Source organism: Pseudorhodoplanes sinuspersici (genome assembly GCF_002119765.1).
Lineage (GTDB): Bacteria > Pseudomonadota > Alphaproteobacteria > Rhizobiales > Xanthobacteraceae > Pseudorhodoplanes > Pseudorhodoplanes sinuspersici.
In genome coordinates this window covers 1,666,410-1,688,505 of record NZ_CP021112.1, presented here as the reverse complement: position 1 = coordinate 1,688,505, position 22,096 = coordinate 1,666,410, and the positions used below count along the sequence as shown (strand labels likewise).

Sequence of the window (22,096 nt, the reverse complement as noted above, 5' to 3'; positions counted from 1 at the left end):
TAGAACGATGAACGATGAACCCGGCAAAGAATAAAAAACAGCCTCACTTCACGACGGTTGAGTAGATCAGGTTCTTGAACAGGTTCCGGGCATGCACGCGGTTGGTCGGAGCCTGCACCATGATCACGCCGACAATTTTTTCCTTCGGATCGATCGTGAATGCTGTGCCACCGATGCCGGACCAGTTGGCATCGCCGACGCTGCCTGGCGTGACGGCCATGCCGAGTTGCGTACGCACCGCAAAGCCAAGCCCGAACCGATAGCCCGGCCCGGAAATCGCCGCCGGTGTTCCGGCCATACCGACGATGTGATCGGCCAGCATGTATTCGACCGTCTTCGCCGACAGCAGGCGCATACCGTTCAATTCGCCGCCATTCAGAAGCATCTGCGCGAATTTGAAATAATCTTCGGCGGTCGAGACCATGCCGGCTCCGCCGAGGCGCATGCGCGCGGCCGGATCGTTTTCCACACGCGCCCAGCGCCACAGGCGCGCCTTCATCGGATCGCTGTCGAATGCATCCGCAAGCCGAGCCTTTTTTGCTTCCGGCACGGTGAAGCCGGTATCGCTCATCTTGAGTGGCGAAAGCACCATCTCGCCGATCAGCACATCGAGACGCTTGCCGGTCACGCGCTCCAGCAGGATGCCGAGAATATCAGTCGAAACGCCATATTCGAATGTCGTGCCCGGCTGGAATGCAAGCGGAATGGCAGCGATACGCTTCAGCACCTCGTCCGGGCTGAGATCCTGCGAGAAAGTCTCGATGTCATTTTGCGCATAGGCATCGGCGATATCCTTGGCCCGCGCTCCGGCAAAGCTGTAGGTCAGGCCGGAACTGTGACGCAGCAAATCCTGCACGGTGACCGAACGCTGCAAAGCCGCCGGCTCGGCGCCGCCGTTAAAAGCCTTCAATGTCTTGAGTTCAGGCAGATAGATTTCGATCGCGTCATCCAGCTTCAGCGCGCCGCGCTCTACCAGCATCATTGTCGCGACTGACACGATCGGCTTGGTCATGGAAAATATGCGAAAGATCGAATCCTTCTGCATCGGCCGATCGCCTTTGCCATCCAGCGCGCCATGCGCGCTGAAATGCACGATCTCGCCGCCGCGCGCGATCAAAGTGACCGAGCCGGGCCAGAGCTTTTTTGCAAGCTGCGCCGAGAGCGCTTCGTCGATTCTTGCGATCCGCTCGCGCGAAACGCCAAGTGGCGTGCTGTCAGGAATCGATGTGGGCGGAACGGGAGACTCGGCGGCGACAGGAGCGATGAACACGAACAAAGCGGACAAGAGCCCCGCCATGCATGCTCGGATGTTCACCCCGCGAAACATCGTCCCGCCCCCGTCGAAGAAGTTTTATTTGCAAAACTCGCTTGACTGTCATCAAGCGTGATCGTCATTTATCTCCATGTCAAGATAGTTTGGATTGCTCGCAATGCACAAAAACCAAGCCGCGGATGCCCTCGATGTGTTCGCCGAGGAATGGTCGCAGGCGCGTCCCGATCTCGATTTTGCTTACCTTGCGACTGTCGGTCGCATCCTGCGCGTGTCGGCGCATCTGCGCGAAGCCATGGATCAATGGCTCGAGCCGTTCGGCATCACCTGGGAAATGTTCGACCTTTTGGCATCGCTGCAGCGATCGGGCGCCGACGGCGGCCTGCGGCCGACCGATCTCTATGAGGCTTGCATGCTGTCGTCCGGCGCAACAACCAACCGAATCGATCGCGCCGAAAAGCTGAATTATGCGGTGCGCAAGCCCGATCCGGCGGATGGCCGCGCGGTGCGCATTGCATTGACGAAGCGCGGCGCAAATCTCGCGCACAAGGCGATGACGAAACATGCCGCCTGCGCCGGCGAGATTTCAAATCGACTGACCGCTGCCGAACAGAAGCAGCTTGCCAGGCTGCTCCGCAAGATGCTGCTGTCGCTCGAAACGGACCGCGACGCTGTGAAGCCGCAAAAGCAAAAGCCACCATCGAAGCGCGATGCTGCGCGCAGTATCGCTGAATTGGGGCAGCCGTGAAGAGACATCAGTCCGTTTGCTGGTGGCTGAATTCTCCTACTTGTCATGGCCGGGACCAGCATTGACCCTGACCGGTGTCACCGCAAAGTAGACCGGGCAATCTGCTTGCGCACGCAGCGGGCACAAAGTGATGCTTGGTGTCCAGTTTGCGTGAAAGAGCGTCCGCGCCATACTTCTCAACAGTTTGATCAATACAATGCCCCTGCAGGTGCTTCAGCACATCGTGAAAAACGATATTCTGATGGTGCATGGCGCGAGTCCCTTCCGGCTCTCGAACATTGACGGATGTTCAAAACGCAGAAAAATCCACGTCATGCAGCTCGTCCACTAACATCGAACCGGACAGCCGTGGCATAAGGTCGGGCATGACGAGATGGATGGTGTAGTCACCGGCTCAACAATGTCCTCACTTGTTCAACTCCAAAGTATCGGCAAGATCTTTCCGAATGGCGTAACGGCACTGCGCGACACGTCATTCGCGGTCGGGGACGGAGAATTCGTCTCCCTGCTCGGCCCGTCTGGCTGCGGCAAGTCCACAGCCTTGCGCATCATTGCCGGCTTGATCGCGCCGTCGAACGGCGATGTCGTGTGGCGCGCCGGCGCCGCGCCGAAAGGCTCGTCCGGCGAAATCGGCTTTGTGTTCCAGGAACCGACATTGATGCCATGGGCCAGCGCCGCCGGAAATGTCTATCTGCCGATGAAGCTTGCAGGCGTCGACAAAAGCGCGGCGATGCCACGCATCCGTGAGGCCCTGACCCGCGTTGGTCTTGAGGCATTCGAACATGCCTATCCGCGCGAATTATCCGGCGGCATGAGGATGCGGGTGTCGATTGCACGTGCGCTGGTGACGCAGCCAAAGCTTCTGTTGATGGACGAACCATTCGCTGCGCTGGATGAAATCACGCGGTTTCGGCTCAACAACGATCTGCTGCATCTGTGGGCTGCGATGCGGCAGACTGTGATCTTTGTCACGCATTCGGTGTTCGAATCGGTCTATCTCTCCAGCCGCATTCTGGTGATGACACAGCGGCCCGGCCGTATTTTCGCAGACATCCCGATCGACGCGCCTTATCCGCGCGATGAAGCCTTCCGCACATCGGCGGAATATGCCGCGTTGTGCCGTAAGGTTTCGCAGGCGCTTGTTGCCGCAATGGCGGAGCAGGCTGCATGAATGCGCCCGCTTCTTCGCGCGTCAGACAAACGCAGGAACGCACCCGGCGCGAACGCATGCTTCGTATCCTCTTGCCGTTCGTTGCGATGGCGATCGGCGTGTCGATTTGGGATCTGGTCGTCCGTCTCAATGACATTCAACCTTACGTGCTGCCCTCACCCGGTCTCGTATTGGAGACATTGGTGCGCGACTGGTCTCTACTCTGGTCGTCGCTGCTGGTGACGCTGACCATCACATTAGAAGCGTTGATATTGGCTTTTGTTGGCGGCGTTGGATTGGCGATCCTGTTTAATCGCTCGCGCGTGTTCGAATATTCGTTCTATCCCTATGCGGTGATCCTGCAGGTGACGCCTGTTGTGGCGATCGCACCCCTGCTGCTGATTTATCTGCCTCAACAGGCGGCGGTGCTGGCCTGTGCCTGGATCGTGGCATTCTTTCCCGTACTGGCGAACACGACATTGGGGCTGCATTCAGTCGACCGGAATTTGAGCGAGCTGTTCCAGCTTTATGGGGCAAGCCGCTGGCAGATGCTGCGCGATCTGAAGCTGCCAGCGGCTTTGCCCTACATGCTGGGCGGATTGAAAATTGCCGGCGGCCTGTCGCTCATTGGCGCGGTGGTGGCCGAGATCGCCGCAGGTTCGGCGGGCGCGGGTTCAGGGCTGGCTTATCGTATCGCCGAGTCGGGTTATCGCCTCAATATTCCGCGCATGTTCGCGGCGCTGATCCTGTTGTCGATCACCGGCATTGTCATCTTCGCCCTGCTGTCGCTCGTCTCGCATCTCATCTTGCGGCGCTGGCATGACAGTGCAGCGCAGGAGAGTTGAGCCCTACAGCAACATCTTCACGGCAACGCCCAGTACCGCCATCACCACAATGGTCGAGATCAGACCAAAGTGAAAGACAAAGGCGAGCAGCCCGGCGATGATCGCCAATCCGGCTGCGGCAACATCCAGCGTCGAAACATCGACCGCATACCAGCGCACGATCCAGCTGTGCATCTCCTGCACCTTGCCGAACAGGACATGAAGCGCAAACCAGAGCGACAGGTTGAGGATCACGCCGACGACCGCTGCAGTGATCGCCGCAAGCGCGCCGGACAAGGCTTTGTTGCTGCGCAATTGTTCGACGTAAGATGCGCCGGCAAAGATCCACAGCATCGACGGCACGAAGATCACCCATGTCGTCATCGCCGCGCCGAGCAGACCGGCGGTCAGTGGCGTGAAGGGCGCCGCGTCGCGGAAGGCGGCGAGGAAACCGACGAACTGCGTGACAAGGATCAGCGGGCCGGGCGTCGTTTCGGCGAGGCCGAGGCCATCGACCATTTCCGCAGCCGTCATCCAGCCATTCGTTTCCACCACCTGCTGCGCCATATAGGCCATCAGGGCGTAGGCGCCCCCAAAGCTCACCACCGCGAGCTTGGAGAAGAACGTGCCAATGCCGACCAGCACGTGATGCTGGCCGAGCAGGACGAGTGCGAGCGCCACCGGCGCCCACCACAGAACAAGACCGACCACAATCGCCACGAGCGATTGCCGCCAGCGGCCTGCCACCGGGGCCGGCGTCGCCTCGGTCTCAACCGACAGGCCCAACATCGCCGGCGAGCGGCGGGCGACGACATAGCCGACCAGCGCCGAGACGATCACGATCAGCGGGAATGGCAGATCGAAGAAGAAGATCCCGATGAAACCTAAAGCCGCGAGCATCACCAGGAACTGCGTCTTCAGCGCTCTTCTGCCGATGCGGATCAGGGCTTCTACGACGATGACAAGCACCGCTGCCTTGATGCCGAACAGCGCGCCGTCAATGACCGGAAAACCGCGTCCCAGCGCATAAAGCAGGCTCAAACCCAGCATAAACAGCGCGCCGGGCAGCACGAACAGGATGCCGGCAACAAGCCCGCCCCGCACTCCATGCAGCAGCCAGCCGATATACGTCGCGAGCTGCGTCGCCTCCGGCCCCGGCAGCAACATGCTGAAATTCAGCGCATGCAGAAAGCGTGGTTCGTCGATCCACTTTTTCTCGTCGACAGCGATCCGATGCATCATCGCGATTTGCCCGGCCGGGCCACCGAAGGAGAGGCAGCCGATCTTGAACCACACGCGCAAGGCTTCGGAAAAACTTGGCGTCGGAACTATGCCCGGCGCCGTTTGCTCTGCTGCCGTCATTCAGGCTGCCTTCGCTGGCCAATTGTGACGTTCGTCTGCCGCGTATCGCAGCCAGGCGAACAAGGCATCGTAGACGACGAAGCCATGCCTGAGCAGCCCGTGATCGTCGTCACCGGACAAAGCTGACAGGCCAAGCGACACTGCGTGCAGGCCGACCGCTTCGGCAGCGAGATCCGGGCGTGCCGTATCCGCGCCGCGAACGATCAGCGCGAGCCGAGCGAGCGACGGTTCATTTTTGAGACCGAACAGCTTGAGCATGGTGTCGAACGAACAACGCTCCCCTTCATGCGAAAGCTCGACCCCTTCAATATCGAAGGGAATAGCGCCGGATTCACGGGCCACCGCCGGCACATTTGGCGGGTCGACGAACAAAAAGCGCGCTTGCGGATCGATGAAGCGCTTAATCAGCCATGGACATGCGACGCGATCAATTTTGGGGCGCCGCCGCGTCACCCAAAGGCTCGGTGACGTCGGTGCGATCCTCAAAGCCGTGGCGCGATCGATCATAGGCAGTGTCGCCGCACGCCACGCCTCGTAGCCGCCCTCCAGCACGCACGCATCCAGGCCGCGCGCACGCAGGTGTGCCGCTGCCATCTGACTGCGTTCGTGCCCCTGTTCGCACACGATGACGATGGGTCCGGTACTGCGTTCGAACGTCCACGTCTCTGCATCACGCGGATCGCGGGCCGCCGAGCCTGGTAGGAGACCGTTTGATGCTTCGATGTCTTCGGGCCGTCGCACATCGACGATGACCGGTGCGGGTGCTGTACCAATCTTACGCCAGAGCTTCGCTGGGCCGATTGAAAAAGTCATAGACATACGCCTCCTCCATCAATGAAGGAGACGGTGCTTGGGCCAGAAGCCTTGGAAAGGCGGGGCGACCGTCGCAAGCCCCACGTTTGAAAAAGATTACAGCGCCACTGACAACAAGGCAATGACAAGGTTAGCAGGCGGGGCATTCGCATCACCGTCTCGCTTAGTTCCGCATCCTTCTGTAGCTTGCTGCAATGCAATCAGTTCCGGGTCACACTGCAGAAGACGAGGCCGCTCGTCTCCTTCGCCGCCATCGATTGACGGGCATCGGCCTCATGTGCGCCGCGGTGATGGCCTTTGCGTGCCTTGACGCCATAGCGAAGTATCTCAACGGCTATATGGACACGTTGCAGGTCGTCTGGGCCCGCTATACCGGCGGGTTCGTCCTGGCATTTCTCATTTCCAATCCACTTTCGCGGCCGGGCTTGATGCGCACCAGCCGGCCGGGTCTGCAAGCCTTGCGCGCGGCCATGATGCTCGGCTCCACCGTCATGAATTTCATGGCGTTCCGGTATTTGCAGCTCGACCAAGCCTTGTCGATCCTGTTCTCGACGCCGTTTCTGGTCGCAATCCTCGCCGGTCCGATCCTCGGTGAATGGATCGGGTGGCGTCGCTGGGTCGCAATCCTGGTCGGCTTCGCCGGAGTGCTGCTCGTCACACGTCCGGGCGTCGGTGGCATGCATTGGGCCGCTATTTACTCTGTCGGAAGCGCACTCTTCTATTCGCTGTACATTGTCCTGACGCGCGTTCTGTCGCGAACCGATCCAAGCGACACCACGTTGTTCTATGCGAACATACTGGGTGCAGCGGCAATGCTCCCGGTGCTACCTTTTGTGTGGTCAACGCCGGACGATCCGTGGGTGATTTTCCTGATGGTCGTGTTCGGAGCCTTCGGCAGCCTTGGACATTACCTTCTGATCGTTGCACATCGCCTTGCGCCAGCGTCGATCCTCGCACCGTTCATGTACACGCAACTCGTGTGGGCAACGGCGTTCGGCTATTTCGTGTTTCGTGATGTTCCGAACAGCTGGACCCTGGCCGGCGCATCTGTCGTGGTCGCCTCCGGCCTCTACCTTTTGCATCGTGAAAGAGTGCGCGGCGGCGCGTGAGGCGTGGCAATTCGGGCCAAAACCGGTTTCCCCTTTTGTGGTTCACGCGCTAATGTCCCCCGTCCGCCAAAGCATGCATCGTTCGCGCACGCGGCAAGCACGGTGGGCTGACACTTGCGTAATAACAGGAAGCCATGATGGCATCATACGACAACCTCCTCGCCGATGTTCCCACCGATCTGTGGATCGGCGGCCAATGGCGCAAAGCCTCCGACAATCAGCGCTTCGATGTGATCGATCCGGCGACCGAGCGCACGGTCGCGTCTGTTGCCAGCGCGACGGTTGATGATGCCATTGCTGCACTCGACGCCGCGGAAGCCGCGTTTCCGGCCTGGGCGGCGAAGAAGCCGCGTGAGCGTGCCGAGATCCTGCGCAAGGCGTTCGAGTTGATCATGCGCGATGCCGAGCGGCTGGCCAAGCTGATCACCGTGGAAAATGGCAAGGCGCTGCCGGATTCGCGCGGCGAGGTGGCTTATGCTGCCGAATTCTTCCGCTGGAATGCAGAAGAAGCCGTGCGCAATCTCGGCCAGATGTCGGTGGCGCCATCCTCCGGCGCGCGGATCCTCGTACAGCACAAGCCGGCCGGCATCGCCGTGCTGGTGACGCCGTGGAATTTCCCGGCGGCCATGGCCACCCGCAAGATCGGCCCCGCGCTCGCGGCGGGTTGCCCTGTGGTGCTGAAGCCGGCCTCCGACACGCCCCTGACCATGCTGGCGCTGATGCCGATCCTCGAAGAGGCCGGCGTGCCGGCGGGCGTCGTCAACGTCATTCCGTCGCGCTCGTCCGGCAAAGTGGTCGGTGCGATGCTGCACGATCCGCGTGTGCGCGTGGTCTCGTTCACAGGTTCGACTGAAGTCGGCCGCGTGCTGCTGCGGGAAGCCGCCGACAACATCGTCAAGCCTGCGATGGAGCTAGGCGGCAATGCGCCATTCCTTGTATTCGAAGATGCAGATATCGATGCCGCGATCGATGGCGCGATGATCGCCAAGATGCGCAACATGGGCGAGGCCTGCACGGCGGCAAACCGTTTCTATGTGCACGAGAAAGTGCATGACGTGTTCGCGCAGAAGCTCACCGACAAGATGAATTCACTGAAGATCGGCAACGGTCTCGATGACGGCGTCAACCTCGGTCCGCTGGTCAACAAGGAAGGCCGCGACAAGGTGATTGAACTCGTCGAGGATGCGGTCTCGAAAGGCGCGAAGGTGCTGACCGGCGGAAAGACGCCGGACGGCGCCGGCTTCTTCTATCCGGCGACCGTGATCACCAATGTGCCGGACAATGCGAAGATGCTGAACGAGGAAATCTTCGGCCCGGTGGCGTCGATCCAGACCTTCAAATCGGAAGATGAAGCGATCAAACGCGCCAACGACACCGAATATGGTCTTGTCGCCTATCTCTACACGAAGGATATCGGCCGCGGCATGCGCGTGTCGGAGAAGCTCGATTTCGGCATGATCGGCCTCAATCGTGGCCTTGTCTCCGATCCGGCAGCGCCGTTTGGCGGTATGAAGCAATCGGGCCTTGGCCGCGAAGGCGGACATGAGGGCATGATGGAATTCCTCGAGACGCAATATGTCTCGGTGAGCTGGTAGCTTAAAAACTGTGATGTGGCGGCATGACCCAGTTCGCGTTTCTCAGCTTCGCCATGGTCCTTCTGGTGGCGGTCATCTCACCGGGTCCAGCCGTCGCCGCGATCATTGCACGGGTGATGGCGCGCGGTACTGACGGCATCGTGGCCTTCTGCGCAGGCCTCGTGCTCGGCGATCTGATCTGGCTGTGCTGCGCGATGTTCGGCCTTGCCGCACTCGCGGCATTGTTTCAGCCGGTGTTCCTGATCGTCAAATATTGCGGCGCGGCTTATCTCCTCTATCTCGCGTGGAAATTATGGACCGGCGCCGGTGCGCCGGTCGCGGCCGAGCCGGTGCGCGGACAGGGGCGGCAACTCTTCGGCGCAGCATTGCTGCTGTCGATGGGCAATCCCAAGATGATGCTGTTTTATCTTGCACTGTTGCCGACGTTGATCGACCTAACGCAATTGACATTGACCGACATGGCCGAGCTCGCAGTCATTGTCGCACTGGTGGTCAGCATCGTGTTGACCGGTTACGTGGTGCTGGCGGCGCAAGCGCGCCGACTATTCACCAGACCGCGTGCCGTACAGACAGTCAATCGCACCGCCAGCGTGGCGATGGCTGGCGCGGCGGCAGCGATCATCGCGCGGAATTGAGCGGCCGCGTTCCTAGAGCCTTTCCGGCTTTGATGGAATCAAAGCCGGGGCTCTAGCTTTTTGTTTTGACGCGTTTTCTTTACGCGAACCGGTATCCACTTCGCTCGAAAACGCTTAGGGCAACTTCAGCAGCACCGGAATAATGCCGCCGTTCTGAAGATATTCGAACAGCTCGGCGATCGGCACCGCCAGCAGAAAAACCAGCGCATCGGCAAAAGTCATCAACACACGCGGCGGGCGGATGGTGAGGGTTGGTTCGTCGTGCCAGAGCGATGGATTGGGAATGAACCGCGGAACGCGGACCAAATACTCGCTGTAGGACTTGCCATAGCGTGCGCTCAGCACGTCCTCCTCCCGCCGCACCACGACGTAGAAAACCACATAAGCGAGCAAGGCGCAGATCAGTCCCAGCACGATGCTGCCGACTTGCGCACCCACGCCCGCAGCGCCGAGAAAGGAAAAGAAATAAAGCGGATTGCGCGTGACCGAATAAGGGCCGGTCTGCACGAATTCCTCGATCTTGCGGCCGCCGATATAAAGCGATGCCCATGTGCGCCCAAGGATGCAGGTAACGATCAGGACGATGCCCGCCCATTCGATCATCTCATGCACCGTGCCGCCGCCAGGATGAACTGAGGTCGTGACGGCAAAAATGAAGACGCCAAGGACGACCAAGGCGTAAAGGACGATCTTGCGGATCGTCTGAACAGTATGAATTTGCATGCAGAGCCGGAAAGTGACGGGGACGCGGAAAACTGCTGATTTGCGGTTATTCCGCCAGCTAGTATAGGTGGATTGCGGCTGAAACCAGCCGTATTTTCCGATGACGATAATCCTAAAAAGGGAGGTAGCCGGATGGCCGCAGACAGGCCCGAAATATTGCTGATTGGAATGGCCAAACCGACGATCGTCGGAGGCATCGAGCCGTTCGGAACCCTCCATAAGCTGATTGAGGCGAAAGATCCGGAAGCCTTCATCGCCGACATTGCACCGCGCATCCGCGGCGTTGCCATTGCCTACACGGCGAACAAGCTTGACGGCGCTTTCATGTCACGCTTCCCGAAACTTGAGATCGTCTCGAGCTTCGGCGTCGGCTACGATCATGTCGATGCCAAATGGGCGGGCGAACATGGCATCGTTGTCACGAATACGCCCGATGTCCTGAACGAAGAAGTCGCGGACACGGCGATCGGCCTTCTCCTATCGACTATCCGAGAACTCCCGCAGGCCGAACGTTATCTGCGCGCCGGCAAATGGCTCGAACAAGGTTATCCCTTGTCGAAAGCCACGCTGCGCGAGCGCACGGTGGGCATCGTCGGCATGGGCCGCATTGGCAAGGCTATTGGACGTCGCCTGGAAGCCTTCGGCGTCGACGTCGTTTATCACTCACGCAATCCGCAACCAGGCGTCTCTTACAAATATTATCCGAAGCTGCTCGACATGGCGCATGATGTCGACACGCTGATGGTCATTGTGCCGGGCGGCGCCGCGACGAAAAACCTGATCAATGCCGAGGTGCTAAAAGCACTTGGACCGGACGGTATCCTGATCAACATGGCCCGCGGCTCGGTGGTCGACGAACCGGCACTGATCAAGGCGCTGCAGGACCGCACCATCATGTCGGCTGGCCTCGATGTGTTCGTCAACGAGCCGCATGTGCCGAAAGAACTGATCGAGATGGAGCATATCGTGCTGTTCCCGCATCTTGGTTCGGCCTCGGCCGCGACCCGCAAGGCTATGGATCAGCTCGTGGTCGATAACTTGCAGGCGTGGTTTTCCGGTAAGCCGCCACTGACACCCGTGCCGGAAACGCCTTACCCGCCAAAAAAACAGGCCTGATTTTGACGCAAGCCGTATGCTAGCGTCTTGGAGAGCTCGACCCGGGACAGTCACATGCGGCTTGCGACGCTTCTTCTCGCACTTTTCGCGACATCGGCCCCAGCATTCGCACAAGCACCCAGCGAAGCCGCCAAGAATATGGTCGGCACGTGGGAGATGTCGAATTCCGAACGTGACAAGCTTTGCAATCTCACCTTCAGAACCGATCCAGCGAAAGGCGGCTTCAAAGTCGAGTTTGATCCGACATGTACCGACGCCATTCCGCTGCTGAAGGGGGTCGAAGCGTGGACACTCAATAACGAGACCCTGCACCTGATCGACGGACGCGGCCGCGCTGTGTTTGAAATGTCCGAAGTCGAAGTCGGCATGTTCGAAGGCGAACGCAAGGATGAGGGACTCTATTTCCTGCAGACCGCCGCCTCGGCCGCAGTCTTCACACCGAAGCGCTCAGTCGAGCAGATGGCCGGGGAATGGAGCATGACCAAAGGCGAAAAGCCGGTCTGCAATCTCACACTCACCGACAGGCAAACAAAGGGGTTCGACGAGTTTGTCCTGTCGGTGCAGTCGCCCTGCGATCCGACAATGACGAGGCTCAATCCCAATGTCTGGCGGCTGGATCGCGGCGAACTTATCCTTGCTTCCCCAAATGGCCAGGTCTGGCGCTTCGAGGAACGCGAGCCATCAAAATGGCGCCGGGTTCCGGAGGGAGCCGATGCTATCGGGCTGGTGAAGAAGTGACGTGTTTCATATCGCCCGATCACCCGAGAGGAAAAGAATTCATGGCCACCAGCGTCAATGGCGGCGCGGTCCAGAGGTGACAAAGCAACAACCCAAACACCAAGCTTGCACCTGGGGTTAGATCAGTCGCAACCCCTTGAAGCTGGCATGCCCGTCCTTGCCGACGATGATGTGGTCATGCACGGAAATGCCGAGCGGCTTGGCAATGTCCTGTATCGACTGTGTCATCTGGATATCCGCGCGTGACGGCGTCGGATCGCCGGACGGATGATTGTGCACGAGAATGATCGCAGTCGCCGACAGTTCAAGCGCACGTTTCACGACCTCGCGCGGATAGACCGGGGTGTGATCCACCGTGCCGGTCTGCTGCAACTCATCGGCAATGAGCTGATTTCGCTTGTCGAGAAACAGGATGCGGAGCTGTTCCTTTTCGGCGAAAGCCATCACGGTGCGACAATAATCCAGCACAGCCGACCAGGATGACAGTACGGTCCGCGCTTTCACCTGCCCCTTGGCGATGCGGCTGGCGGCCGCGTGCACGATCTTGATCTCGGTGATCACGGCATCGCCTATGCCCTTGATCTCTTTCAGGCGCGTTTCCGGTGCAGCAATCGTCTCCGCAAACGAGCCAAATTTTTCGATCAACTGCTTGGCGAGCGGTTTGACGTCACGCTGGGGGATGGCACGGAACAACACAAGTTCGAGCAGTTCATAATCGGCGACAGCATCGGCACCGGCTTCACGAAAACGCGCCCTCAGTCTTTCGCGATGCCCATGGTAATGCGGTTCGGCCTCTTCAAGGCCGGCTTTCCGCCCACCGCCGTTGCTGCCGTCCTTGGTCCCATGCTCCATGCTGCAAGCATGACGCGATCGTGCGCTTTTGCAACTGGCACGTTACCAGAAAACAGGGAGCGGGGATGAGCGCGACTAAGCCTTTATGAGGCTGACGTGGCGTACGGCGGTTTTTCGAACCCTTTGGGCGACAGCGTGAAAATCTCGGCGCCTTTATCCGTCACCGCTACCGTATGCTCAAACTGCGCCGACAACGACCGGTCACGGGTCACTGCAGTCCACCCGTCCGACAGCACTTTCACATGCGGCCGGCCGAGATTGATCATCGGCTCCACCGTAAAGAACATGCCTGGCCGCAGGATCGTGCCTTCGCCGGGCCGTCCGACGTGAACGATGTTGGGCTCGTCATGGAAGAGGCGGCCGAGGCCGTGACCGCAGAAGTCGCGCACCACGCTCATGTGCTGTGCTTCAACGAACGACTGGATCGCGGCACCGATATCACCCGTGGTGCCACCGGGCTTGATCGCAGCAATTCCACGCATCATCGATTCATAGGTCACGTCGATCAGCCGCTCGGCGCGACGCGGAATTTCGCCGACAGCATACATGCGGCTGGAATCACCGTGCCATCCATCGACAATCAGCGTCACGTCGATATTGACGATGTCGCCCTCTTTCATCGGCTTTTCACTGGGGATGCCGTGGCACACAACATGATTGATCGAAGTACAGGTCGACTTGCGATAGCCGCGATACATCAGCGTCGCCGGTACGGCGCCATGATCCATCGCGAAGTCATACACGAGCTGGTCGATCCGATCGGTCGGGACGCCGGGCCGCACTTCGGGCACCAGCATATCGAGACATTCGGCCACGAGCTGGCCAGCCTTGCGCATGCCGACAAAGGCTTCCGCCTTGTGCAGTTTGATCTGTCCAGTCTTGCGCATGGGCGCAAGGGCGGCTTCGACGTAGCTCATGGTAGCCTCAAGCGAGATTTGAGCCTGCAATGTATGCGATCAGATCCGCGATGCAAGTTTGAGGGCTAGCCCACGGAGTCGCAAAAGTGGGGGCCTGTTTTGCGTCCAATCGTGCCAATCCCTGAATTTGTATTAGCGCACGAAATCGCCGGCGAGATCGTCCTCGATATGGACGCGGATGATCTCATCAAACGAATTTTCGGCCGTGAATCCGAGTTCACGGGCCCGCGTGGCATCGAAGCGGCTCGGCCAGCCGGCGACGATCCGCATGATGAATTCATCAGGTTCACGCCTGATTCGCGCTGCGACGCGGTCTCCCGCGACGCGGCGCAGAGCCGCAATCTGCTCGCCAACCGTGCAGCAAACGCCAGGCATTGTCAGGTTGATACGCGGGCCGAGCTGTTCAGGACGGAGCGAGGCACCGTGCACCAGAAACCCGGCAGCCGCCCGGGGCGACGCATGCGTATTTGTCGTGTCGTCCGCAACCGGAAGCATAGCTTCCCGACCCGCCAGCGGCTCCCGGATGATGCCGGAATAAAAGCCGGAGGCCGCCTTGTTCGGCTTGCCTGGGCGCACCGTGATGCCCGGAAGGCGGATGCCGACACCGCTCAGAAATCCGCGTCGCGTATAATCCGCCAGCAGCGTTTCGCCGATGACTTTCTGCGCGCCGTAGCTCGTGAGCGGCGTCAGATGGAAATCGTCGGGGATCGATTCCGGGAATGGTGCCCCGAACACGGCGATCGATGATGTGTAGATCACTTTCGGCTTGTAGCCGTCACCAATCATGCGAATGGCTTCGAGCAGATTGCGCGTGCCGTCGAGATTGACGCGATAGCCCTTGTCGAAATCCGTTTCCGCTTCACCCGATACAATGCCTGCAAGATGGAAGATCACATCGGGCCGCGTTGCGATGACCTCTTCTGCAGCGCCAGGTGAAGACAGATCGGCCGTTTTGATGATCGCTTGAACGCTCAGTGGCATTTGCGCCGGCACGATATCGAGCAATGTCAGTTTGTCGATGGCTTGACCGTTCAGCGATCTGTCGCGTGCGAGCCGATCAACAAGTTTTCGGCCAATCATGCCAGCCGCGCCGGTGACAAGAACGTGCATCGTGCTTACCATCAGCAATAGGACACGCTGTCGACCACGGCGCAGTCACGCTTATGCGGTGCGTTCGGATCGTCGAGTGGGACGGAGCCCTTGCCCGATGGCGAACCGACGAAAACGCCGGGACCGACACGAACCGAATCCTTGTGGCCGATAAGGACACTTGGATGTTTCGCGCTGGTCGATCGCGTACCGTCCGGCCAGATAATCGCATCGCCGGTGAAAATACCGGTGCGTCCATCTTCGCAATTCACCGCATTGCCATTGCGCTTGCAATTGGCCGCGAAAGCCATCGTCGGACTGATGATCAACAAAAGAGCGATCGAAACCATGCGCATGCGTCACTCCAGGTCTATGCCCGTCATTCCGGGCCCGCGCTTCACGCGTCCCGGAACGGCAAATACTTACAACGCCAATCCGCCATCGACCAGATAGGGCTGGCCAGTGATGTAGCTCGCCTCGTCGGAGGCCAGAAAGACCGCCAGCGCAGCGACTTCCTTAGCCGTGCCGAGCCGGCCCATCGGCTGGCGGTCGATAAAGCTTTGCCGCGCGGTGTCATTGGATTGTTTGGTGGATTGCGCCACCGCTTCGATGCGGCCTTCGAGCGACGGCGATTCAATCGTTCCCGGACAGATCGCATTGCAGCGGATGCCCTGCCGGATGAAATCGGCAGCAACTGCCTTGGTCAGTCCGATCACGGCCGCCTTGGTCGCGCCGTACACATACCGGTTCGGCAGCCCGGTGATGGACGATGCCGCCGAGGAAATATTGACAATGGACCCGTGCTGCTTCTTTAGCATCTCGGGCAGAAACGCGTTGATCGTGCGATGCATCGATTTGACATTGAGGTCGAACGAAAAGTCCCAATCGGCTTCCGAGCATTGCAGCACAGTTCCGTTGTGCACAAAGCCAGCGCAATTGACGAGAATGTCGGCTCCGCCGAAATCTTTCGTCACCGTCTGCGCCAGTGCGTTGACGGCTTCGGTCGAGCGCACATCGAGCGATGATGCCTTCGCCACCTGCAGGCCCTTCAATTTGCCAGCATCGAGATCGGTTGCGATCACTTTCGCACCTTCGGCAATGAAAGCTTCCGCGATCGCCCGGCCAATCCCCTGCCCCGCGGCGGTGATGACAGTAACTTTGTCCTGCAGACGTCCAGTCATTGATGCGGTTCCTGCGGAGTGAATCAGCGCGCCATCAAATCCGACAATCGCGCTTTTTGGTGGCCTCGTGCATCGAAATTATCGGGCGACAGCCATCGCTCGAAAGCCGCCTTGCGCGCCGGCCATTCGATATCGATGATCGAATACCAGGCAGTGTCGCGATTGTGGCCCTTCACCACCATGTGCTGGCGAAAGATGCCTTCGAAGGAAAAGCCGTAACGCTGAGCCGCCGCACGCGACGCCTTATTGAGTGCGTTGCACTTCCATTCATAACGCCGGTAGCCCAGCGCATCGAATGCATAGGACGCGAGCAGATATTGCGCCTCCGTGCCAAGCCGCGTGCGCTGCAAAGCCGGCGCATAGGCGATGTGCCCGACCTCGATCACACCCATTTCCGGATGGATATTCATCAGCGCGGCAAGACCGAGCGCATGACCGTCCGGATCGAGGATCGCGTAAACGTAAGGGTCGCTGAGCGACGCGCGATCGAGGAGCCAGTCGTCAAATGCTTTGGCGCTCTCGAACGGCCCATAGGGCATGTAGTCCCACAAATCCGGATGATCCTTGATCGCATTCCAAAGTGACGCACCGTGTTGCAAAGGGTCGAGTTTCACTACACTGCCGTAATGACCGGCCAGGGCCACATCGGCGGGACGTATTGCGGGCTTGAAATTGAGCGGCTCGCTCATTCAGCCGGTCGCTTCTTGCGATCCTCGCGAAAAAACGCGTTCAGATCGCCAGCGGGTGCTGCGTCGGCAAATCCACCGAAACTGCCACCATCGGCGATCTGCCGTGCTGCGCGCATGAAGCCGCCCCAGGCAGAGCGTGCGAGCGACCCGCCGACACTGATGCGCCTCGCACCCAGCGCTGCAACGTCCTGCACGCTGAGAATGCTCGGCCAGCCGATCAGGATATTCACCGGCTTCGGCGCAACGCTCTCGACAACCACCTTGATCTCTTCGCGGGTCTTGATGCCGGGCGCATAGAGACAATCAGCGCCAGCGTCGGCGAAGGCTTTCAGCCGTCGAATGGTTTCGTCCATGTCGGGGCGCCCGCGAATGAAGCCCTCGGTGCGGGCGGTCAGCATCACGTCCTCGCCCGTCTTGTCGATCGCCTCCCGCGCAGCCCTGATGCGCGCCAGGGCCTGATCGAAGGGATAAAGTGGCACCGCCTTGTCGCCGGTGGAATCCTCGATCGACAAACCGGCGACGCCGGTTCCGACACACGCCATCACATTCTCGGCGACGCCCTCCGGCTCATGCGCATACCCACCCTCGAAATCGGCATTGACCGGCACATCGCTCGCCTCGACCATTTCGGCGATATGATCCAGCATCAGCCCGAGCGGCACTTCGCCGTCCGCATAGCCGGCGGCATAAGCGTAGCCGAGGCTTGTCGTCGCCAGCGCCTTGAAGCCAAGATGCTGGAGATAGCGTGCACTGCCGATGTCCCAGGGATTGGGGATGACGAAGCAACCGGTTTCATGCAGACGGCGGAAGGCGTGGCGTTTCTCGACAATACTGGGCATCAGTTCATCCGGTTGCGGGATGGAAGATTGGACACTCGCCATTGTCCAATAGCAAGGCTGATGAATAAACTGCATTCGCCGCAAACGGGTTAGATGTGCGGTGCATCGCTGGAACGGTGGGGGACTGTCATGCGCCTTGTGCTGGTGTGCGGACTTGTGGTCGCATCTTTCGCAATTGCGAAAGACGCGAGGGCCAATGACGATGCAATCAAACAATTGGCTCCCGCTGATACCTTGCGGGTCGCCATCGCGGTCGGCCCTGCCCCTTCGGCGCTCTACACGGTCAAGGACGCCAGCGGAACGCCGCGTGGTGTCGCGGTCGATCTTGGCGCAGCGCTAGCCAAGAAAATCGGCAAGCCGGTGCAGTTTGTCGAATACCTTGCCTCCGGCGCGATCACCAACGACGCCGACAAAGGCATCTGGGACGTCACCTTCATGCCGGTCGATGCCGCGCGGGCCAAACGCGTTTCCTTTGGTGCCGCCTATCATGTGCTGAGTTCGACTTATCTGGTCACGGAAAAAGCACCGGTGAAAACCGTCGCCGAAGCCGACAAGCCGGGTGTGCGGATCGCCATTGTCGATGGCACGGCAACCTCACGCGCGGCGATGGCCGCATCGAAGAATGCGACCTTCATCACGATCGGCGGTGTCGACGAAGGCGTGTCCTTGCTGAAGGACAACAAGGCCGATGCGATCGCACTGTCGCGCGAGTCGCTCACCGGACTTATCGGCAAACTGCCGGGTTCGCGCATTCTCGATGGCGGCATCCTGAATTCCTACACCGCCGCTGCTGTACCGAATGGCAAGCCGGAAGCACTGGCCTATCTCACTGCATTCGTTGAGGAGATGAAGGCTTCAGGCGCCGTGCGAAAAAGCTTCGACGATATCGGATTGAAGACGGCCGTGGTCGCACCGGCGGGAGCGAAACCTTAGGGCAGCTGTGCCTGCCAACTCAGCCATTGTCTCGGCGCGCTTGCTAACCGTCAATGACTGTCCCTGGGAATGCTGGTTTGGGCAACGCGCTGATAGCAGTCTGCTCCCCGCAGCACCTGCCCCTCGGCCATCTGATCGGTCAGGCTGCGATAAATTTCCTGCCAGGGCGTCTGGCTTTTCGGCACTGCAAAACCGCCCGCCTCATCAAGGGCCACGCGCCGCCGGTCGAGTTCAGCCTTTGGCACCAGCATATCCGCCGTGCCCTTGCGCAAATCGATGCGGACACGGTCCCCTGTCTGAAGCAAAGCCAGGCCGCCGCCGGCCGCAGCCTCCGGCGAGGCGTTCAGAATCGAAGGCGAACCGGATGTGCCGGATTGCCGGCCATCTCCAATGCAGGGCAGCGACTCGATCCCTGCTTTAATGAGCGTGGCTGGCGGTTGCATGTTCACCACCTCGGCCGATCCGGGATAGCCGATCGGCCCAACGCCGCGAATGAATAATAGCGTGTTCTCGTCAATGTTCAGCGCTGGATCGTCGATGCGCGCGTGATAATCCTCGGGGCCATCGAACACGACGGCGCGACCTTCGAAAGCGTTCGGGTCGTCGGGATTGGACAGATAGCGTTTGCGGAAGTCCTCCGAGATCACGCTGGTTTTCATGATCGCCGAACTGAACAGGTTGCCGCGCAATACGCGAAAGCCAGCTTCCTTTTTCAGCGGTTTGGCGTAAGGCCAAATGACGTCGGCATCGCTGGCTTTTGCGTTGCGGACATTCTCGGCCATGGTCTTGCCGTTGATCGTTTTCACATCGCCATGGATGCGGCCTGCATTCAGCAATTCATGCAGCACGGCTGGCAATCCGCCAGCACGATAATATTCCTCGCCGAGATAATGACCGGCCGGCTGCATGTTGACGAGCAGCGGCACATCGAATCCGATTGTCTCCCAATCACCGATCGAGACGTCGACGCCGATATGGCGCCCGATCGCGGCGATGTGAATCGGCGCATTGGTCGAGCCGCCGATCGCCGAGCAGGCAATGATCGCATTCTCGAACGCTTCGCGAGTCAGAATATCGGACGGCTTCAAATCTTCATGCACGATTTCGACCGCGCGCAACCCGGTTTCGTAAGCGATTTGCGCGCGCTCGCGATAGGGAGCGGGAATTGCGGCGCAGCCAGGCAGCGACATACCAAGTGCTTCGGCCAACGCATTCATGGTCGAGGCCGTGCCCATCGTGTTGCAATGACCGATGGACGGAGCGGATGACGCCACAATGGCAAGAAATTCCTTGTAGTCGATCTTCTCGGCGGCAAGATCCTTGCGCGCCTGCCAGATCACCGTGCCGGAGCCGGAGCGTTCGCCGTTCCACCAGCCATTCAGCATTGGTCCGCCGGACAAGACGATGGCGGGAATATTCACCGTGGCTGCAGCCATAAGACAGGCCGGCGTTGTCTTGTCGCATCCTGTGGTCAGCACGACACCATCGAGCGGATAGCCGTAGAGCACTTCGACGAGACCGAGATAGGCGAGGTTACGCTCGAGTGCCGCGGTCGGCCTTATTCCCGTCTCCTGCAGCGGGTGCACCGGAAATTCGAACGCGACGCCGCCGGCATCGCGGATGCCTTCACGCACACGCTTGGCCAGTTCGATGTGATGGCGGTTGCAGGGCACGAGGTCGCTGCCGGTCTGCGCAATGCCGATGATCGGCTTGCCGGAGGTAAGCTCATCGAGCGTCAGGCCGTAGTTGAGATAGCGCTCGAGATAGAGCGCAGTCATGCCGGGATTATCGGGGTTATCAAACCAGAGCCGCGAACGAAGCGTGCGGCCTTGCTTCACCTGTTCTGTCATCTTCGTCATGGCTCATTTCCGGGCAACGCGAGATAGACAACGATGATCGGCTGAAACTTGTTCCTTCAATCAGTTTCTAAGCGTGGCGTTTTCCGAGCACCGCTTCGCACGTTTCGGCACCATGCTATCCGTCCACCGTTTGAGGCATCGGTACGAACAGCAGCTTGTCGATCCGCTTGCCGTCCATATCGAGGATTTCGATACGCCAGCCGGGAATTTCGAAGGTCTCGCATTCGACCGGGATGTGGGCAAGCCGTTCCAGCGCGAATCCGGCGGCTGTGTGGAATTCGCCGTCCACTTCCGGCAGCTTCAGCTTTTCAAGCAGCTCGCTGACCGGCGCGCGGCCATCGACGAGCCATGACCCATCCGGCCGCCGCACAATATCTTCGGATGGCTGCTCGTGTTCTTCGCCGAGATCGCCGGCAATGCCTTCCAGAACATCGTTCAAAGTGGCGACGCCGAGGAAGTCGCCATATTCGTCGACAACGAATGCGATATGAACCGGCGTCGATTTGAACGTTTCGAGCAGGCGCAGCACCGGCATGGTCTCAGGAACGAAAACCGGTTCGATCAGCCGTTCCTCGACCTGAATGCCGCGCCCCGCAACCAGATCGCCAACCAAATCTTTCTTCTGCAGGACACCAAGCGGCCGGCCGATATCGCCTTCGCGCGCCACCACGATACGCGAATAAGGACAATCGGCAATTTCTCGCTCGATCACCTCTTTGTCGTCGGCAAGATCAATCCAGTACACATCGGGCCGCGGCACCATCACCGAAGCGACCGATGAATCCGCCAGCGCCAGCACGCCGTGAATCATCTCCTCTTCGACTTCGTCGATGACGCCAGCTTCGGTACCCTCGGCGATGGCGATCCTCACCTCTTCTTCGGTGACGCCGTCGGATCGCTTTTCGGGGATACGCAGTAACTTCAGCAGCAAGGCAGTCGAGGTTTCGAGAAACCACACCAGCGGCCGCGCAATCAGCACCAGGATCTGCAACGGCCCCGCAACGGCCGACGCGATCGGCTCGGGCTTGAGAAGCGCGATCCTTTTCGGAACCAGTTCGCCAACGACCACCGATAAAGCGGTGATGGCAATGACCACAACAATGAAGGCGATCTCATCGCCGCGCGGGGCAAAGATCGGATATTCGTTCAACACCTGACCCAGCCGTGCGCCCAGCGTCGAGCCGCCATAGGCGCCGGACAGGATGCCAATCAGCGTGATGCCGACCTGCACGCCAGATAAAAAGCGGCCGGGATTCTCCGCCAGCGTCAAGGCGCGCGCGGCACCGGCGCTGCCTCCATCCGCCATCTGTTGCAGGCGGATGCGTCGCGAGGACACGATCGCCAGTTCTGCCATTGCGAAAAAGCCGTTGAGCAGGATCAGCCCAACGACGATGGCAAGTTCAAGCCAAACCGTCATAATTCTCTTTGTGGCACGTCGGGCCGGTGTCTCGCAACTGGTGTGGTTTGGTTCGGAAATCCGCTCCCGAGCACACCGCAGAATGACGCGGACATCGGATTCAGGACACTCATGCTATTGACCTGGTTAATAATGCGCCCAGGATTGTATCGGTTGCCGGTAAAAAAGGTTCAATCGCGGTGTTCAGCACTGTTGGCGGCACTTTGGTCCGGCTATGAGCTTCGGCTCTAAGGGAGA

The 22,096-nt window shown here is 59.7% G+C and carries 22 protein-coding genes; 9 read left to right on the top strand and 13 right to left on the bottom strand.

The genetic code is table 11. From position 1 onward, the window contains the following. Positions 1 to 43: 43 nt before the first annotated feature. Positions 44 to 1,297: a serine hydrolase domain-containing protein gene (locus CAK95_RS08325; protein ID WP_157699568.1), complete on the bottom strand. Its 1,254-nt coding sequence runs from the start codon at positions 1,295 to 1,297 to the stop codon at positions 44 to 46. Between the two features lie 133 nt (positions 1,298 to 1,430). Here CAK95_RS08325 and CAK95_RS08320 point away from each other — a divergent pair, with 133 nt between their 5' ends. The 3 genes from CAK95_RS08320 to CAK95_RS08310 all read left to right on the top strand — a co-directional run bounded on the left by CAK95_RS08320 (position 1,431) and on the right by CAK95_RS08310 (position 4,013). Then, a complete protein-coding gene (locus tag CAK95_RS08320; protein ID WP_086087493.1) occupies positions 1,431 to 2,018 on the top strand; it encodes a MarR family winged helix-turn-helix transcriptional regulator in 588 nt (195 codons plus the stop codon). 400 nt (positions 2,019 to 2,418) lie between these two features. Continuing rightward, a complete protein-coding gene (locus CAK95_RS08315) occupies positions 2,419 to 3,189 on the top strand; it encodes an ABC transporter ATP-binding protein (protein WP_342587998.1) in 771 nt (256 codons plus the stop codon). Further along, entirely contained in the window at positions 3,186 to 4,013 is an 828-nt protein-coding gene (locus tag CAK95_RS08310; RefSeq protein WP_086087491.1) for an ABC transporter permease, read from the top strand. The genes CAK95_RS08315 and CAK95_RS08310 overlap by 4 nt, the downstream gene beginning before the upstream one ends. Positions 4,014 to 4,016: 3 nt before the next feature. On the opposite strand, the gene chrA is transcribed toward CAK95_RS08310, so the two are convergent. Together chrA and CAK95_RS08300 are read right to left on the bottom strand one after the other, a co-directional pair. Continuing rightward, on the bottom strand, positions 4,017 to 5,354 hold the full coding sequence (gene chrA, locus CAK95_RS08305) for a chromate efflux transporter (RefSeq protein WP_086087490.1): 1,338 nt from the start codon (positions 5,352 to 5,354) through the stop codon (positions 4,017 to 4,019). After that, positions 5,355 to 6,173: a chromate resistance protein ChrB domain-containing protein gene (locus CAK95_RS08300; protein WP_086087489.1), complete on the bottom strand. Its 819-nt coding sequence runs from the start codon at positions 6,171 to 6,173 to the stop codon at positions 5,355 to 5,357. Between the two features lie 188 nt (positions 6,174 to 6,361). Here CAK95_RS08300 and CAK95_RS08295 point away from each other — a divergent pair, with 188 nt between their 5' ends. From CAK95_RS08295 to CAK95_RS08285, 3 genes are all read left to right on the top strand, one after another. Continuing rightward, positions 6,362 to 7,276: a DMT family transporter gene (locus CAK95_RS08295; RefSeq protein WP_086087488.1), complete on the top strand. Its 915-nt coding sequence runs from the start codon at positions 6,362 to 6,364 to the stop codon at positions 7,274 to 7,276. 137 nt (positions 7,277 to 7,413) lie between these two features. Continuing rightward, positions 7,414 to 8,871, top strand: coding sequence for an NAD-dependent succinate-semialdehyde dehydrogenase (locus CAK95_RS08290; protein ID WP_086087487.1), 1,458 nt, complete (start codon positions 7,414 to 7,416; stop codon positions 8,869 to 8,871). A 23-nt stretch (positions 8,872 to 8,894) separates the two neighbouring features. Next, positions 8,895 to 9,506 carry a LysE family translocator gene (locus CAK95_RS08285; RefSeq protein WP_086087486.1) on the top strand — a complete coding sequence of 204 codons (612 nt, stop codon included), beginning with the start codon at positions 8,895 to 8,897 and terminating at the stop codon, positions 9,504 to 9,506. A 114-nt stretch (positions 9,507 to 9,620) separates the two neighbouring features. Here the strand turns inward: CAK95_RS08285 and CAK95_RS08280 are convergent, their stop codons facing one another. Then, complete coding sequence (locus CAK95_RS08280; RefSeq protein WP_086087485.1) at positions 9,621 to 10,229, bottom strand: methyltransferase family protein; 609 nt, start codon at positions 10,227 to 10,229, stop codon at positions 9,621 to 9,623. Positions 10,230 to 10,397: 168 nt separating this feature from the next. On the opposite strand from CAK95_RS08280, the gene CAK95_RS08275 reads away from it, so the two are divergent. Then, positions 10,398 to 11,345 (top strand): 2-hydroxyacid dehydrogenase, encoded by a 948-nt coding sequence (locus CAK95_RS08275; RefSeq protein WP_245303670.1) that lies wholly within the window; start codon positions 10,398 to 10,400, stop codon positions 11,343 to 11,345. A gap of 54 nt (positions 11,346 to 11,399) precedes the next feature. Continuing rightward, positions 11,400 to 12,083: an AprI/Inh family metalloprotease inhibitor gene (locus tag CAK95_RS08270; RefSeq protein ID WP_086087483.1), complete on the top strand. Its 684-nt coding sequence runs from the start codon at positions 11,400 to 11,402 to the stop codon at positions 12,081 to 12,083. 117 nt (positions 12,084 to 12,200) lie between these two features. On the opposite strand, the gene radC is transcribed toward CAK95_RS08270, so the two are convergent. From radC to CAK95_RS08235, 7 genes are all read right to left on the bottom strand, one after another. Then, the gene (gene radC, locus CAK95_RS08265) at positions 12,201 to 12,935 is read right to left on the bottom strand and encodes a RadC family protein (RefSeq protein ID WP_086087482.1); all 735 of its coding nucleotides are present in this window, start codon (positions 12,933 to 12,935) and stop codon (positions 12,201 to 12,203) included. A gap of 83 nt (positions 12,936 to 13,018) precedes the next feature. Continuing rightward, positions 13,019 to 13,852, bottom strand: coding sequence for a type I methionyl aminopeptidase (gene map, locus CAK95_RS08260; protein WP_086087481.1), 834 nt, complete (start codon positions 13,850 to 13,852; stop codon positions 13,019 to 13,021). A gap of 132 nt (positions 13,853 to 13,984) precedes the next feature. After that, positions 13,985 to 14,962, bottom strand: a complete 978-nt coding sequence (gene denD / locus CAK95_RS08255) for a D-erythronate dehydrogenase (protein ID WP_086087480.1) — start codon at positions 14,960 to 14,962, stop codon at positions 13,985 to 13,987. A gap of 11 nt (positions 14,963 to 14,973) precedes the next feature. Further along, positions 14,974 to 15,297 carry a hypothetical protein gene (locus CAK95_RS08250; RefSeq protein ID WP_425349678.1) on the bottom strand — a complete coding sequence of 108 codons (324 nt, stop codon included), beginning with the start codon at positions 15,295 to 15,297 and terminating at the stop codon, positions 14,974 to 14,976. Between the two features lie 66 nt (positions 15,298 to 15,363). Continuing rightward, positions 15,364 to 16,122: an SDR family oxidoreductase gene (locus CAK95_RS08245; protein WP_086087479.1), complete on the bottom strand. Its 759-nt coding sequence runs from the start codon at positions 16,120 to 16,122 to the stop codon at positions 15,364 to 15,366. A 23-nt stretch (positions 16,123 to 16,145) separates the two neighbouring features. Continuing rightward, positions 16,146 to 16,811, bottom strand: coding sequence for a GNAT family N-acetyltransferase (locus tag CAK95_RS08240; RefSeq protein ID WP_086087478.1), 666 nt, complete (start codon positions 16,809 to 16,811; stop codon positions 16,146 to 16,148). Then, positions 16,808 to 17,650, bottom strand: coding sequence for an isocitrate lyase/PEP mutase family protein (locus CAK95_RS08235; RefSeq protein ID WP_183044288.1), 843 nt, complete (start codon positions 17,648 to 17,650; stop codon positions 16,808 to 16,810). Before CAK95_RS08235 ends, CAK95_RS08240 begins: the two co-directional genes overlap by 4 nt. 129 nt (positions 17,651 to 17,779) lie before the next feature. Between CAK95_RS08235 and CAK95_RS08230 the strand changes: the two genes are divergently transcribed. Beyond that, positions 17,780 to 18,583 carry a transporter substrate-binding domain-containing protein gene (locus tag CAK95_RS08230; RefSeq protein ID WP_157699567.1) on the top strand — a complete coding sequence of 268 codons (804 nt, stop codon included), beginning with the start codon at positions 17,780 to 17,782 and terminating at the stop codon, positions 18,581 to 18,583. 50 nt (positions 18,584 to 18,633) lie between these two features. Here CAK95_RS08230 and CAK95_RS08225 read toward each other — a convergent pair whose 3' ends face one another. Together CAK95_RS08225 and CAK95_RS08220 are read right to left on the bottom strand one after the other, a co-directional pair. Further along, positions 18,634 to 20,442 carry an IlvD/Edd family dehydratase gene (locus tag CAK95_RS08225; protein WP_086087476.1) on the bottom strand — a complete coding sequence of 603 codons (1,809 nt, stop codon included), beginning with the start codon at positions 20,440 to 20,442 and terminating at the stop codon, positions 18,634 to 18,636. Positions 20,443 to 20,557: 115 nt separating this feature from the next. Then, positions 20,558 to 21,859 (bottom strand): hemolysin family protein, encoded by a 1,302-nt coding sequence (locus CAK95_RS08220; RefSeq protein ID WP_086087475.1) that lies wholly within the window; start codon positions 21,857 to 21,859, stop codon positions 20,558 to 20,560. Between the last annotated feature and the right edge of the window lie 237 nt (positions 21,860 to 22,096).